Source organism: Proteus columbae (assembly GCF_009914335.1).
In the GTDB taxonomy this organism is placed as follows: Bacteria; Pseudomonadota; Gammaproteobacteria; order Enterobacterales; family Enterobacteriaceae; genus Proteus.
Genome location: NZ_CP043925.1, coordinates 38,621 through 53,857 on the forward strand (window position 1 = coordinate 38,621; position 15,237 = coordinate 53,857).

Annotated in this window: 13 protein-coding genes; 4 read left to right on the plus strand and 9 right to left on the minus strand. The window is 39.6% G+C overall.

Features of this window, described 5'->3' with window-relative positions:
- Window positions 1-80 precede the first annotated feature (80 nt).
- Genes F1325_RS00170 through rfaQ form a run of 3 tightly spaced genes read right to left on the minus strand, consistent with a single transcriptional unit; the run spans window position 81 to window position 3,381 of the window.
- Window positions 81-1,184, minus strand: coding sequence for a glycosyltransferase (locus F1325_RS00170; protein WP_109373382.1), 1,104 nt, complete (start codon window positions 1,182-1,184; stop codon window positions 81-83).
- The gene (locus F1325_RS00175) at window positions 1,181-2,314 is read right to left on the minus strand and encodes a glycosyltransferase family 4 protein (protein WP_109373383.1); all 1,134 of its coding nucleotides are present in this window, start codon (window positions 2,312-2,314) and stop codon (window positions 1,181-1,183) included. The genes F1325_RS00170 and F1325_RS00175 overlap by 4 nt, the downstream gene beginning before the upstream one ends.
- Window positions 2,314-3,381 (minus strand): putative lipopolysaccharide heptosyltransferase III, encoded by a 1,068-nt coding sequence (gene rfaQ / locus F1325_RS00180; RefSeq protein WP_109373384.1) that lies wholly within the window; start codon window positions 3,379-3,381, stop codon window positions 2,314-2,316. Before rfaQ ends, F1325_RS00175 begins: the two co-directional genes overlap by 1 nt.
- 159 nt (window positions 3,382-3,540) lie before the next feature.
- Between rfaQ and F1325_RS00185 the strand changes: the two genes are divergently transcribed.
- A complete protein-coding gene (locus tag F1325_RS00185; protein ID WP_109373385.1) occupies window positions 3,541-4,503 on the plus strand; it encodes a polysaccharide deacetylase family protein in 963 nt (320 codons plus the stop codon).
- Between the two features lies 1 nt (window position 4,504).
- Window positions 4,505-5,578, plus strand: coding sequence for a glycosyltransferase family 9 protein (locus F1325_RS00190; RefSeq protein WP_160229849.1), 1,074 nt, complete (start codon window positions 4,505-4,507; stop codon window positions 5,576-5,578).
- Window positions 5,579-5,599: 21 nt separating this feature from the next.
- On the opposite strand, the gene rfaC is transcribed toward F1325_RS00190, so the two are convergent.
- The 3 genes from rfaC to rfaD are packed head-to-tail and all read right to left on the minus strand — an operon-like array spanning window position 5,600 to window position 8,556.
- Window positions 5,600-6,559 carry a lipopolysaccharide heptosyltransferase RfaC gene (gene rfaC / locus F1325_RS00195; RefSeq protein WP_160229850.1) on the minus strand — a complete coding sequence of 320 codons (960 nt, stop codon included), beginning with the start codon at window positions 6,557-6,559 and terminating at the stop codon, window positions 5,600-5,602.
- On the minus strand, window positions 6,556-7,608 hold the full coding sequence (gene rfaF, locus F1325_RS00200; RefSeq protein ID WP_109373388.1) for an ADP-heptose--LPS heptosyltransferase RfaF: 1,053 nt from the start codon (window positions 7,606-7,608) through the stop codon (window positions 6,556-6,558). The genes rfaC and rfaF overlap by 4 nt, the downstream gene beginning before the upstream one ends.
- A 9-nt stretch (window positions 7,609-7,617) precedes the next feature.
- Entirely contained in the window at window positions 7,618-8,556 is a 939-nt protein-coding gene (gene rfaD / locus F1325_RS00205) for an ADP-glyceromanno-heptose 6-epimerase (RefSeq protein WP_109373389.1), read from the minus strand.
- A gap of 270 nt (window positions 8,557-8,826) precedes the next feature.
- Between rfaD and F1325_RS00210 the strand changes: the two genes are divergently transcribed.
- Both F1325_RS00210 and tdh read left to right on the plus strand, forming a co-directional pair.
- Window positions 8,827-10,026, plus strand: coding sequence for a glycine C-acetyltransferase (locus F1325_RS00210; RefSeq protein WP_109373390.1), 1,200 nt, complete (start codon window positions 8,827-8,829; stop codon window positions 10,024-10,026).
- A gap of 9 nt (window positions 10,027-10,035) precedes the next feature.
- Entirely contained in the window at window positions 10,036-11,061 is a 1,026-nt protein-coding gene (tdh, locus tag F1325_RS00215; RefSeq protein ID WP_023583402.1) for an L-threonine 3-dehydrogenase, read from the plus strand.
- Between the two features lie 51 nt (window positions 11,062-11,112).
- Here the strand turns inward: tdh and F1325_RS00220 are convergent, their stop codons facing one another.
- The 3 genes from F1325_RS00220 to rimO all read right to left on the minus strand — a co-directional run bounded on the left by F1325_RS00220 (window position 11,113) and on the right by rimO (window position 14,917).
- The gene (locus tag F1325_RS00220; protein WP_160229851.1) at window positions 11,113-12,078 is read right to left on the minus strand and encodes a divergent polysaccharide deacetylase family protein; all 966 of its coding nucleotides are present in this window, start codon (window positions 12,076-12,078) and stop codon (window positions 11,113-11,115) included.
- A gap of 2 nt (window positions 12,079-12,080) precedes the next feature.
- Window positions 12,081-13,373: a murein hydrolase activator EnvC gene (gene envC / locus F1325_RS00225; protein WP_109373392.1), complete on the minus strand. Its 1,293-nt coding sequence runs from the start codon at window positions 13,371-13,373 to the stop codon at window positions 12,081-12,083.
- 215 nt (window positions 13,374-13,588) lie between these two features.
- On the minus strand, window positions 13,589-14,917 hold the full coding sequence (gene rimO, locus F1325_RS00230) for a 30S ribosomal protein S12 methylthiotransferase RimO (protein WP_099073937.1): 1,329 nt from the start codon (window positions 14,915-14,917) through the stop codon (window positions 13,589-13,591).
- Between the last annotated feature and the right edge of the window lie 320 nt (window positions 14,918-15,237).

A 15,237-nucleotide genomic window follows, 5' to 3' on the forward strand; every position in this document is an offset into this window, starting at 1 on the left:
CTATCAAATTCACTTATCTGGACGAACGCTTATAGTATCACACTGTGTGAGAGAAAGTGTGTAAAACAAGTAAGCGCGGATTAAGGAATTAAAGCGATATACTGCTTTAAAATATGGTTTAGTTCAAATTTTGCATAGGATGATGGCAATATTTGAGGCTGTGAATAATACGCAAGGCGAAGTTTTTCTGCGAGAGAGTCACTATCCATTGTAGAGAGGTAATCAGAAAGCTCGTCTGTCATAATTTCGCTGACCCCACCAGGGCATCGAGTACTGACGATAGGCACACCACATATTAATGCTTCAATTAATACAGTAGGAAGCCCTTCACTATCAGAGCTTAATGCAACCACTTTAGCGCCTTTGATTGCAGGGAGAGGGTTTGAGATAAAACCCGCAAGTGTGACTTTCTCCACTAAGTTAAGTTGTTTAATTTGAGCTTCTAATTGCTGTTTAACGGTGGGAGTACCTTCACCTAATATAATGAGTTGGCAAGGTAAATCGGCTTTAGCAAAAGCCTCAATTAATCTGTCTTGTCTTTTTACTTCATGTAATCGACCCACATGCAGGATATAATCTTGTTCGGCAAATGGATTAGAAAGGGTGGCTTTTTGCTGTATTTCTTCAATATTAAATGGGTTATAAATAGTTTTTAGTTGTTCAGCATGAATACCAATGGCATTGATTAGATCATCTTTTACCGCATTAGAAACACAAACGAGATTTTTATCTCGATAAACTCGTTGGATTTTTATTTTTTTCAACCAATATGAAAATCCTGATTTATTGCCAAGATAAGATTGAGAGTAAATGCCGTGAATACAGTACCAAACATTGCAGCTTTTTAGTTGTTTAGAGCGACAAACAATACGGTCTGTTTTATGTAAATTAGAAAGAACAAGCGCTGGGCGCCCTTTTTTAGCAAAAAGTTGAGTGAGTACATTATCAAGCGATTTTGCTCTACGCGATATTTCAGTTAATTTTCTAAAAATTCCACGATAGTTATCATGATCAACAATATAATCAATAAAATCAGGTAGTTCATACGCTAATTTATTATGTAAGGATAATAATGTGACTTGGTATCCTGCTTGATGAAAACCATTAGCTAGCCTGAGCGTGACATTTTCAGCGCCACCACCCGGTAATCCATCAATAATAAAAAGTATATGTTGTTGACTCACAAGGCTAATATCCGTTTATAAAGTGAAATAAGCTCGCCTGATAATCGTTGTGGTGTATAAGGGAGAATGGTCTCTCTCGCCACTTGTGACATCTCAGTCCACGCTGTTTCTTTTGGGATCTGTGTAATCGCATCAGTTAATGCTGAAATATCTAATGCATCACAAACAAATCCATTTTTACCATGTTGAATAAATTCGGCACCACCACAAGTCGTTGAGGTGATCACCGGTAAACCACACGATAATGCCTCAAGAATAACATTAGGAAAAGGGTCATAAAGAGTAGGAAGTAGTAATGCATCCGCTATTTGATAAAAATCGAGTGTTTTTTTCTGCATACCTAAGAAGAAAATACGTTGCTCACAACCTAATTGTGTTGCGAGTTGTTCATATTTACGCTGATTTTTATCACTTCCAACAACTAACAATATAGCTGATGTCTTTGCTATTGCTGAGATAGCAGCCGCTAAACCTTTACGTTCGAAGCCTGATCCCACATAAATAAAGCAAGGTACATCGTGTGGAATATTATATTGTGTTTTTAATGTCCCTTTTTGAGAACTTGTTGCAGGTACGAAAGCATTATGGTCAATTGCATTATAAATGACAGTTATTTTATCGGCAGAAACACCAAAATCCTCAATAATTTCATTTTTAACCATCTGTGAATTACAGATAACTTGTTTTAATGCGGGATCGGCATACATCTGTTTTTCTGCATTCATTACATAGCGGTGGTATCTATCATAAAATAGCCAACGACCTTTCCAATTAGGCAATATTCTTTGGCGTTGTAATAGCCATCGGCGATGTACACCATCACCAGCACGAAAAATATCACAACCTGCGATACGTTCATGGCTTTGAACAATATCAAAATGATTTTCCTGCCAACATGCTCTAGCTGCCTTAGCGAAACCCGATTCTCGGCTAATCCTACCCAATTTTCGTGGATTGCATAAGTGAATATGCCAATCTGGATTAGTATTACCTTGCCATTCTCGCGTGATCACATTGAGTTCAAGGTCATCGTTGGATAATGCATCTAACGCGCGCGCAATAAAGCGTTCTGCTCCCCCATCTGGGCGATATTTTTGTCTGACAATGGCGAGTCGTAACGGGTGATTCATTAAGATAAATGCCTTATAGCTGTGTTGTAAACCACATCAACCGGAATAGCGGAAAGATAACGTTGTTGGGTGTCTGTCTTTATATGGTCTGGGTGTGGAATATCGTCATAATTGCCTGCCCATATTGTTTCACCTACGGCTTGCCAAGGGTGCCAATGTTCAAGTTTAGAAGGACCAAAAAGAGCAACTAAAGGTGTTTTTAATGCAGCTGCCATATGCATTGCGACAGAATCAACACCAATAAAAAGTCCTGCATTATCAATTAATACAGCAAGTTGAGATAAAGATGTTTGCCCAGCTAAAACTGTTATCACATCTTTGTTTGGGCAGTGTGCCAAAATAGTTTGTATCATCTCTAATTCTTTTGCTTCTGGGCCCGAAGTTAACACTACGGAATAATGATTTTGCTGAAGCTTTGTAATTAAAGTCGCCATTTTATCTTCATCCCAGCATTTGAAAAACCAGCGAGAGGTTGGTTGTATAACGATATAGTTTTTAGGGAGATGATATTTTTCAATAGTCTCAGTTAACCACTGTTTATCTGCTTCGCTATAAGCCATCATAACATCTGAAATGATAGGAATATTAAGTGGAGCAAGGATACTCAGATTTTGTTCAACAGTGTGTAGCTGTCCATGATCTGCCGTAGAGACAATAATATTGTGGCATTTTTGCCAAAACTGACTGTTTTTGCGCTTTTCAAATTCAAAACCTAAGCGCACTTGTGCTTTAGTGACTAAAGCAAAAATTGCAGCTTTCCACTGATCAGCTAAATTAACAACTAAATCATATTGCTGTTTTTTTAATATTCGACCAAGCTCCCACTCTTTTTTTAATCGAGTGAATTTACCTTGATGTTTCCAATTACGATCAAGATAAAAAATATTATTGATGAATGGGTTGTGCTCAAGCATAGGTAATGTTTCTTTGTATAATAAAACATCAATCGTTGCATTAGGATAAGCTGATTTTAATGAGCATATAACGGGCGTCGTTAATAACATATCTCCATGATGTTGGAGTTTAATAACCAGTATTCTATTAAATGATTGATTTATATTAGTCATAATTACTTTAGCTTTAGTGAGATACTCTAATTGTAAACAAAACAGCCAAAAGCATCCATAAAACCTAATTTATATTGATTGAATTGATGTTTTACACTGCATGCCATAGTATTAAATATAAATTTATTAGCCTATTATCCATTAATTGGCAGGGTATGCATGAAAAAACCAGCATTTATTATCACATTAGATACCGAAGGCGATAATCTTTGGGAAAACGAACGTGATATCACCACAAAAAATACGAACTTTCTACCCCGTTTTCAGCAACTTTGCGAGCATTTTCATTTTAAACCTGTTTGGTTAACAAACTATGAAATGGTAATGGATGATGCTTATATTGAGTTTGCTCGTGATGTTATTGCTCGTAATACGGGCGAAATTGGTATGCACTTGCATGCATGGAATAGCCCACCACTTGTCCCTTTAACCCATGATGATTTACATCATCAGCCTTACTTAGTTGAATATCCTAAAGATCAAATGCGAGAAAAAATCGCATTAATGACTGACTTACTTGAAAATAAACTACAAACCAAAATGTTAAGTCATCGAGCGGGTCGTTGGGCATTTAATGAAATTTATGCACAGCTTTTAGTTGAATTTGGTTATCAAGTTGATTGCTCTGTAACACCTAAAGTGGATTGGCGTTTTACCAAAGGTGATCCCGCGCAATCGGGCGGAACAAATTACACTGATTTTCCAAGTCATGCTTATTTTATGGATCTAGAGGATATCACTAAAACGGGGAACTCTACGTTGCTAGAAGTGCCAATGAGTATTCAATATAAGCACTCACCTTTAATGAATAAATTTAAGCAAGGTTACGATAAATTAAGAGGTAAACAGCGAGCACCTTCTGTAAATTGGCTACGTCCTAAAGGCGGAAATGCACAACAGATGATTGAAGTAGCAGAAAAATCTTTAGCACAAGGTCATGATCATATTGAGTTTATGTTGCACTCGTCTGAATTTATGCCAGGTGGTAGCCCCACATTCCGCACAGAAAAAGATATCGAAGGGCTATATAGCGATTTAGAAACGCTATTTAGTTTCTTAAAAGATAAAGTGCAGGGCATGACGTTGGCTGAGTATTATCAAAGTAAGGTACAGGCAAAGTAAGATGAAGTTGAAAAAACTAAAATGGGTACATAACTTCTTAAATATCTATAACCCACTTTTTGGCAAGATGAAAAAAACGGATACGTTTTCATCAGATATTCAATTTAACAGTATTCTTATTTTTTCAACGACTGCGCTTGGGGATTTTATGTTTAATACCCCAGCGATAAGAGCCATTCGTGCGCATTATCCAGATGCTCATATCACATTAGTGTCTAGTGAGAAAAATAGGTTATTAGTAGAGAACTATGACCAAATAGATAGTGTGATTTATTGGGATAATAAAATAAAAAACTTACTTCCTATTGCCTTACAGGCGAAAAAATATAAGCCTGAATTAGCCGTAATTTTACATTCTCACCTCCCTTATGATGTTCTATTCGCAGTAATGGCAGGTTGCCAATATATTTTACGTAATACTTTTCATGAACTTCCTAAGTGGTTTACAAAATGGATTGTTGCTGATCATAACACCACACCAGTACATCTTGTTCAAAGTAAATTAGATCTTGTCAGTCATTTAGGCATCACAAATGTAAGCACTGATATGGAAATCCCTTGTAAGATAAAGTTATTACCAAAAATAGAATATAAAGTGATTGGCTTTCAGATGGGGACGTCAACGCCAGAACGGAGATGGGCTGTCTCTCATTTTGTCGAGTTAGCTCAACAATTAATTAACAGTGATAATTCATTGATAATTAAATTAATTGGAGCACCTCATGAGCAAAATTTATCTGATGAATTTTTCAAATTACTTCCTGTTAATTATCACAAAAATATAGAAAACTTAGTTGGTAAAACGTCATTACCAGACTTATTAAGTCATATCAATATGATGAACGTATTAGTGACTGGTGATACAGGACCCTTACATTTAGCGATTACATTAAAACGACCAACTGTGAGTTTATTTGTCACCGCAAATCCTTGTTCAACAGGTCCTTACCAAGATCTTGAGCTACATACAGTGATTAAGAAAGAGCCTCTCTTTTGTGAAGCTCCAGAGTCGATTATGGATGTAATTACTGTTGATGAAGTCTTTAATGCAGTCAATAAAACTCTAAAAGGCTAGTGATCTTTAGGGTTTATAAGACTAAATATCAAGAAGGTCGAATATTTGCTGTGGCTTTATCTCACCAATATCTCCACCTTCTGCTTTCACAGACATTTGTGCCTTACCGTAACCGCCGATTAAACCAGGATCGGTAGGGCCAAATAGAGTGATATTCGGTTTATCTAATGCCGCGGTTAAGTGGCTTAACCCCGTATCCACAGAAACTACCCTTTTTGCACCAGCAATCACTTGAGCAACATCAGCGAGTGACATTTTTGGCAACACATCAACATAGTTAAAATCTTTAGCTAGGCGGATAGCACGTTGATGTTCATGCTCTGCACCCCAAGGCAATTTAATACGCAATCCTGAATCAGCAAGTAGGGCGATTAATTCTCGCCAATGGGATTCTGGCCAGTGTTTTTCATCACGAGTTGTCGCGTGCAAAAATACCAAATAAGGGTGCTCATCAAAGGATGGAAGTGAGAGAAAATGCTGTGCAATCCCATAATCACCTTGAGATTGTGGGATTGGATAATCTAAGCTCAGCGCAAAGAGTTGGCGAATACGTTCAACCGCATGCATTTTTTTGCTGACATCATGGTGAACATTATAGAAAAAACTGGCTAAAGGTTCGCGGGCGCATTGACGAGAATAGCCGTGTTTAGTGCCTTTGGCGTAGCGTGTCACTAAAAATGCACTTTTTAGTAAACCTTGTGCATCAATCACAGCATCATAATGATGAGCTTGAATCGCTTGACGAAATTGTGCGCGCTCAGCACGAATAGGCGCACTAAACCAATTTTTACGCCAACGGCGTATTGCTACTGGAATAACAGTATCAACAGCTTGGTGCCAGCTTGGAATTTGTGCAAAGCCTTCTTCAACAGCCCAGTCAAAACGGATATCCGGATACGCATTTATTGCATCAGTCAATGCGGGCAATGTATGTAAAACATCTCCCATAGATGAGGTTTTAACGATTAATACCCGCTTCACGCTGATGGCTCCGTTGACAATAAGTGTTCAAGTTCCGCAAAGACTTGCTTTGGCTGAATATCAATTAAGCTTTGGTGATAGCCTTGTTCAGCATCTCCTTTACGGATTTTGTGATAGCCCGTAATTAAACGGATCACACGCGCTTTATAGGATAACGGAGGTGTAAAATCAGGGCTACTTGGGCCGTAAAGTGCGACTAATGGGCGTTCTAATGCAGCTGCCACATGCATTAAACCAGAATCATTACTGACGACGGCTTTACAAGACGCAATCAAATTAACCGCTTGTTCAAGGCTGGTTTCACCTGCCAGATTAAAACAGGCTTCACGGGCTTCTGGCGTTAGGGCTTGTTTTATCTCTTCACCCGCTTCTTTATCTTTTTGAGAGCCAAAAAGGAAAATCTGATAACCCTGTTCAGCAATTAATTTTTGTGCTAAAGCTGCATAATGATAATGAGGCCAACGTTTTGCAGGACCAAATTCAGCACCGGGGCAAAAACCAATGGCAGGGCGCTGTGTAGATAATGAAAATTGAGTCAATGCGGTAGATATATCACGCTCTGTGACCGATAACTTAGGCCAAAGCAGAGGTTGAGGTAAATCTGTCGCTTTTTGGACTTTTTGCTTGTCATAAGCTAGAGCCACATAGCGTTCAACCATCAGCGGGAAGGCATCTTTATCTAAAGGGCGTAAATCATTTAATAGGCCATAACGCATTTCTCCACGCCAGCCTGTGCGCTTAGGAATATCTGCAAAGAAAGGGACTAATGCAGATTTAAACGAGTTAGGTAATACATAAGCGTGCGTGTAACCATTTTCTCTTAATTGCTTTCCTAAACGACGACGCTCACCAATCGCTAATGCACCATGGCCTAACGGCATTGGGATAGCATTATCAACTTCTGGCATTTTTTCAAGTAATGGACGGCACCACGCTGGTGCCATCACATCAATCGTTGCCGCAGGATGTAATGCTTTCAATGTACGATAAAGACTTTGAGACATCATCATGTCCCCGACCCATGAAGGCCCTACCACAAAGATTTTCATAAACAGCGATTACTTACCTTGATTTAACCATTGCATATAAAGCTCAACGCCTTCGGCAACCGTTTTAAATGGTGCGGTATAACCTGCTTTACGTAAGTTTGTGAGATCTGCTTGTGTAAAGGCTTGATAACGACCTTTCAATTTTTCTGGAAACTCAATATGTTCGATAGAGAGATCTTTATCTTTATGGTGCGCAATAACTGCGTCAGCAACCGCTTGGAATGATTCAGCGCGGCCTGTACCACAGTTAAAAATTCCCGATACATTATTGCGCCAAAACCATAAATTAACCGCAGCCACATCACCTACATAAATAAAGTCGCGTTGGAAGGTTTCGCTACCTTCAAATAACTTAGGATTTTGTCCAGCATTGACTTGGTTATTTAAATGGAATGCAACACTTGCCATACCGCCTTTATGTCCTTCACGAGGGCCATAAACATTAAAATAACGGAAGCCACAAATCATCGATTCTGCTTCAGGTAAAATTTGGCGTACATATTCATCGAATAGGAATTTTGAATAACCGTAGACATTTAAAGGTGCTTCGTATTTTCTATCTTCGATAAAGTTATCTGTACGACCGCCATAAGTGGCAGCAGAAGAGGCATATAAGAAAGGAATTTGGCGTTCAAGACAAAAATGAAGTAGCTCTTTAGAATATTGATAGTTGTTATCCATCATATATTTGCCATCCCACTCAGTGGTTGATGAGCAAGCACCTTCATGGAAAACTGCATCGATATCGCCGAAATCATCACCTGCAACAACGCTCGCAATAAAATCTTCTTTATCCATGTAATCGGTAATATTCAGATCGACCAAATTCACGAACTTGGTGCCATCTTTAAGGTTATCAACAACCAATATATCGGTATAACCTTCATCATTTAATGCTTTAACAATATTGCTGCCGATAAAACCTGCACCGCCCGTGACGATAATCATGTGGCTACCCCTTCATATAAAAATCTAAAAATTAGCTCTAGGTCTATAATAACACTGAACAGCATTAACGGTAGTATTCATCACGGAACAACAGGCTGAAATTCTCGAAAAACACAGTGTGTATTAGTGATCTTAATTACACAAATAACATTATTTATTTACATTTGTCGTTTTTAATAGAACAAAGGCATAGAATAAGAAACAATAACGACTACATTATAATCAAAAATGTATGTTACCTCTTTTCGTTCTGTAGTCTTAGGAGAAAGTATGTCTACCCACTCTTTCTATCAACAAATTAATCAACAACTCGAACAAACTCGTCAAGATGGTCTCTTTAAAAACGAGCGCATTATCACTTCTTCGCAAAGCGCAGATATCGCCGTTGCTGACGGAAGCCATGTTATTAACTTCTGCGCCAATAACTATTTAGGTTTAGCTAATCATCCCAAACTGATTGAAGCAGCAAAAGCAGGTATGGATAGCCATGGTTTTGGGATGGCTTCAGTGCGCTTTATTTGTGGTACTCAAGATTCACATAAAACATTAGAAAATAAAATTGCTGAATTTTTGGGTATGGAAGATGCCATTTTGTATTCCTCTTGCTTCGATGCTAATGGCGGACTATTTGAAACATTAATGGGGCCTGAAGATGCGATTATTTCTGATGCCTTAAACCATGCTTCTATTATTGATGGTGTGCGTTTATGTAAAGCGAAGCGTTATCGCTACGCCAATAACAATATGGCAGAACTGCGCTCACAACTTGAAAAAGCCAAAGCAGAGAATGCTCGCCACATTATGATCGCGACAGACGGCGTATTTTCTATGGATGGTGTGATTGCCGATCTTAAAAGTATCTGTGATTTAGCGGATGAATTTGGTGCCTTAGTGATGGTCGATGATTCGCATGCCGTGGGTTTTGTGGGTGAACAAGGCCGCGGAACTCATGAGTATTGTGATGTGATGGACAGAGTCGACATTATCACGGGCACTTTAGGTAAAGCCTTAGGCGGTGCATCGGGTGGTTATACCGCTGCACGTAAAGAAGTGGTTGAGTGGTTACGTCAGCGTTCTCGTCCTTATTTATTCTCTAACTCGTTAGCGCCTGCGATTGTTTCTGCTTCTATTGCTGTTTTAGATATGCTGAAAACCGGTGATGAAATACGCGCTCGTTTATGGCGTAACGCTTCGCTTTTCCGTGAAAAAATGAGTGCGGCAGGCTTTACATTGGCGGGTGCTGATCACGCGATTATTCCGGTGATGCTAGGCGACGCTAAATTAGCCCAAGAGTTTGCAACCCGCTTACTTGATGAAGGGATTTATGTCACAGGATTCTTCTATCCTGTTGTACCACAAGGCCAAGCTCGTATTCGTACACAAATGTCGGCAGCACATACTGCTGAACAAATTGAGCGTGCAGTGGCGGCATTTATCAAAATCGGCAAACAACTTAATGTGATTGCATAAGGTTCCCATATGAAAGCATTGTCAAAATTAAAAGCGCAAGAAGGTATCTGGATGACCGATGTCCCAGTACCTGAACTTGGTCATAACGATGTGATGATCAAAATTCGTAAAACAGCAATTTGTGGCACTGATGTTCATATTTATAACTGGGACGAGTGGTCACAAAAAACAATTCCTGTTCCTATGGTTGTAGGTCATGAATATATCGGCGAAATTGTTGCGATAGGACAGGAAGTTAAAGGTTTTAATATTGGTGATCGCGTCTCTGGTGAAGGGCATATCACTTGTGGTCATTGCCGTAATTGCCGTGGTGGTCGTACGCATTTATGCCGTAATACTATTGGTGTGGGTGTAAATCGTCCAGGCTGTTTTGCTGAATATCTGGTTATCCCTGCCTTTAATGCATTTAAAATTCCAGACAATATTCCTGATGAGCTTGCCGCTATTTTTGACCCATTTGGTAATGCTGTACATACCGCGCTATCTTTTGATTTAGTGGGAGAAGATGTGCTGGTTTCTGGTGCTGGCCCAATTGGTATTATGGCTGCTGCAATTTGTAAACATGTCGGTGCACGTCATGTGGTGATCACGGATGTTAATGAATATCGCCTTGATCTTGCGAAAAAAATGGGTGTTACCCGAGCAGTTAATGTCAGCAAAGAAAACTTAATCGATGTGATGAAAGAGTTAGGCATGACAGAAGGTTTTGATGTGGGATTAGAAATGTCAGGCGCACCACCTGCGTTTCGTACCATGCTGAATACTATGAATCATGGCGGTCGTATTGCCCTTTTAGGTATTCCGCCTTCTGATATGGCGATTGATTGGGGACAAGTTATCTTTAAGGGATTGTTTATTAAAGGTATCTATGGTCGTGAGATGTTCGAAACATGGTATAAAATGGCGGCACTTATTCAGTCTGGCCTTGATCTCTCGCCTATTATTACTCATCAATTCCCAATTGATGAATTTCAAAAAGGCTTTGATATCATGCGTTCAGGCCAATCAGGTAAAGTGATTTTAGATTGGCAGTGATATGTGAGAGCTAAGGAAAAAAAGAGCCTTTTAAGGCTCTTTTTTGTTACATTATTTTTCAACTTCGCCGATTTCGTTCGGAGTAGGCGTATTCGGTATTTTCTTTTTTTCTGATGAGTTAAACCCGCTTGATAAGGTATTAATCAGCGTACTTTTTTTCATCGAAATAATGGCTTCTTGTGCGGGTTTTAACCAAGTCGCAGGTTTTGGCTCTTGTGGTTGTTCTGTTGGTGGTACAACTTTTGGTGGTTCTGGTTGTATTGGTTTTTCTGCCTGTGGTTTTAATAGAGTACTCGGTGCAACCAGTTGAATATCAGCAGGTAATAAAGGTAACTGTTGCTGTAATGCTCGGACGGTTGAGGGGTGAGGGTGTCCAATCGCAATTGCAGAGCCATTCTTTCGTGCTAAAGCAATAGCGCGAGCCAGTTGTTGCCTTGTTTCAGCTTCGGTTTGTACGTTATCAAGAAAAACATGACGGCGTAAAGAGGGAACACCTGCGGCTTTTGCAGCAATGGCCGCTTGTGTATTACCAATGGTCACGCTATCTAAAAAATAGAGGTTTGAGTGATTAAGGGCTTTAATGACTCTATCCATCGCTTGTCTATTGGATGTCATCGCACTGCCCATATGGTTATTCATACCGATAGCGAAAGGAACATTACTAATAGCATGCTGAATAATGCGGTTAATTTCATCCTGACCCATAGAAGGTTTTAGGGTATCGCGCTCTAGAGGTTGTTTGCTAATAGGAGCCATTGGCATGTGGATCAGGATTTCTCGTCCTTGAGCATGGGCTTTAGTCGCCATTTCTTTACCATGAGGGGAATCAGGCAAAATAGCGATAGAAACTGCCGTAGGAAGTTGTAAAACTTGGTTATCTTCTTTTTTACGATAACCAAAATCATCAATCACAATGGCTAATTTGGCTGCGAATGCGGGAGTACTCACAACCAGACTTAGCAACATTAAACTAAGTAAAAAAGAGTGCTTGCGTTGTAATGTGCCAAGTAATTTCAAACCTACCTCCCAAGCCAAGGAACTGGATTTACCGCTTTCCCTTGACGTCTAATTTCAAAATAGAGTGCTGAACGCTCTTGTCCACCACTGTTACCGACTAAAGCAATAGCTTGTCCAGCTTTAACTTGCTGACCCACATTCACTAAAGCACTTTGGTTATAACCGTAAAGGCTCATATCGCCTTTACCGTGTTCAACCACGACGACTAAACCATAGCCTTGAAGCCAATCGGCTAACAACACGCGACCATCAGCAATAGCTTTCACTTCGGTACCTTGTGCCGCAGGTATAACAATACCTTTCCAACGTAATTCACCAGAGCCAGAAATAGACTCACCAAAACGGTGTAATAAAGAGCCTCTGATAGGCCAAATGGCTTGTCCAGCAGGTCTACCCAAACCGCCTGTACGAGACATCAATGATTGCTCTTCGGCTGTTGGTTTATAGGTTGAACCTCGTTGTTGTGCTTCACGCTGTTTTGCTGCAATGCGAGCGGCTTCTCGGGCCTCTCGCTCAGCACGGGCTTTGGCTTCACGCTCTGCTTGTGCAATTTTATTTCTTAACTGTGCTTCGTTAGCCCGCATGGTGGCTAAATTTTTCTGATCCGCTTTTAATGTTGATTCAAGTTGAGTTAGCGTTTTTTGGCGAGCGGCTAATGCGTTATCAAGCTTTTGCTTCTCTTGTTGTTGCTTTGTGAGAACTTGTTTTTGTTCATTTTGTTTTGCTTGTTGAGCGTTTTTTTCCGCTTCAAGTTCTTTTGAGGTTTGAGCAAGCTCTGCCATTGTTTCTTTACGCGCATCATTAATATAGCTGTAATACGCTAAGATACGCTCTTCACGTTGGCCTTCTTCACCACGAAATAGAAGCTCTATACCTTGATGTTTACCTTGGCGATAAGCCGCATCCATTTGGCGAGCTAATAATTCTTGTTGAGATTGATACTGTTTTTGTAAGCGTGCAATATTTGCAGTAATGGTTTTGATCTCTTTGCCTAACGTTTGTAAGCGGTTTTGTGTTTCATGCACAGAGCGACCCGCACTAGAAATTTGGGTTTCCTGTGTTTTTAATTGATTAAGAAGGGCTGTACGTTGTTTTTGTTGTTCTTGAACCTGTTTTTCTTTTTCAGCAATCGTGGTTTGTAAATCTTTTAGCTGATTACGATTATCCGTTAATGTGTTCGCAAAAATAGGGGATGCAGAAAAGAGGGAGGTGCTAATAAGCAACGTGATTAACGGTAAAGAAAATACACGATAAGACGGATGTGTTTTTTTTTGAAGATCCATTTTCTCTGCCATCTGACCAACGTACCTTTCATAACAGTTTGTAAGATTATTTCATGTCACAAAACAACTGACCAGCTAACACGAAATAAAGCCGAAATTTCAGATAATACCTAACAGGTAATCTATTCAATTAATAAGAGATTATAAAGCAATAATAATAGGAGAGCGGAAAAAAGAGGCAATCTGTGTGACAGCGCAATAGAATATCACGCTGTCCACGAGAGAGATTATTCGACGATAGTACCCCAAAGGTCATATTCGTCAGCATGTTCAATAAGAACACGCACGATTTGCCCTGGCTCTACATCAAATTGCTCATTGAGGTAAACAGCACCATCAATTTCAGGAGCATCAGCCATGCTACGACCAATCGCGCCTTCTTCATCGACTTCATCAATCATAACCAGCAATACTTTGCCGATTTTTTCTTGCAGGCGTTCAGTCGAAATTTGTTGTTGCAACTGCATAAAGCGATGATAACGTTCTTCTTTCACTTCTTCAGGCACTTGATCCGCCAGTTCATTTGCTTTTGCACCATCAACAGGGCTGTATTTAAAGCAACCTACGCGATCTAAACGTGCTTCGGTGAGGAAATCCAACAACATTTGGAAATCTTCTTCTGTTTCACCCGGAAAACCAACAATAAAGGTAGAACGTAAGGTTAATTCAGGGCAAATTTCACGCCAGCGCTTTACTCGCTCTAAGGTACGTTCAACGGCACCTGGGCGTTTCATTAGTTTTAAGATCTTAGGGCTAGCATGCTGAAGCGGAATATCCAAATAAGGTAGAATTTTACCTTCAGCCATTAAAGGAATGACATCATCAACATGTGGGTATGGATAAACGTAGTGTAAACGAACCCAAATGCCTAATTTTGCCAGTTGTTCACATAAACTGACCATACTGGTTTTGACAGGCATTCCATCCCAAAAACCCGTTTGATGTTTAGTATCAACACCGTAAGCAGAAGTATCTTGAGAGATAACAAGTAACTCTTTTACGCCTGCATTAACTAATCTTTTAGCTTCACCTAATACTTCACCAATTGGACGACTGTCTAAATCGCCTCGCATTGATGGAATAATGCAGAAAGTACAACGGTGATTACAGCCTTCAGAGATTTTTAAATAGGCGTAATGACGAGGTGTTAATTTTACACCTTGTTCAGGAACAAGACTGAGAAAAGGATTGTGGTCAGGTTTTGGTACATAGTGGTGAATATGAGATAAAACTTGCTCATAACTATGAGGCCCTGTGATTTCGAGTACTTTTGGGTGCACTTCACGAATTTGGTTCTCTTTTGCACCTAAACAGCCAGTAACAATCACTTTACCGTTTTCATCGAGTGCTTCACCAATCGCTTCTAGCGATTCTTGTACTGCGCTGTCAATAAACCCACAGGTGTTGACGATGACTAAATCAGCATCATTATAGGTAGGAACAACTTGATAACCTTCTGTGCGCAGTTCGGTTAAGATACGTTCAGAGTCCACTAAATTTTTAGGACAACCTAATGAAACGAATCCAATTTTAGGCACTTGATTTGTTTGCGACATGCTCGTGTTCTCAATACTTTTAAATAAATAACAGATAGTTGTTGTATCTCAGACAGGTATAAATCTTACGTAATATGGGCGATTTTATACGTAAGTAGCCATTATAAGGGATGCTGATTTATTAATAGCTTGCCTGAAGAGGGATCTTGTAGAGTAAAAAAGGAGTGACCTTTTTAATTCATCATTTTTCATAAATCCGGTGCTAATGGTACATAAATCCGTCAATAAAAAAAATGATTGTTGAGAAACTTTCCGCAAAAATAGAAAGAGAAACGCAGGAATAGGCTGTAATTGCGCCATGACAAAGGTATACTTTGGCT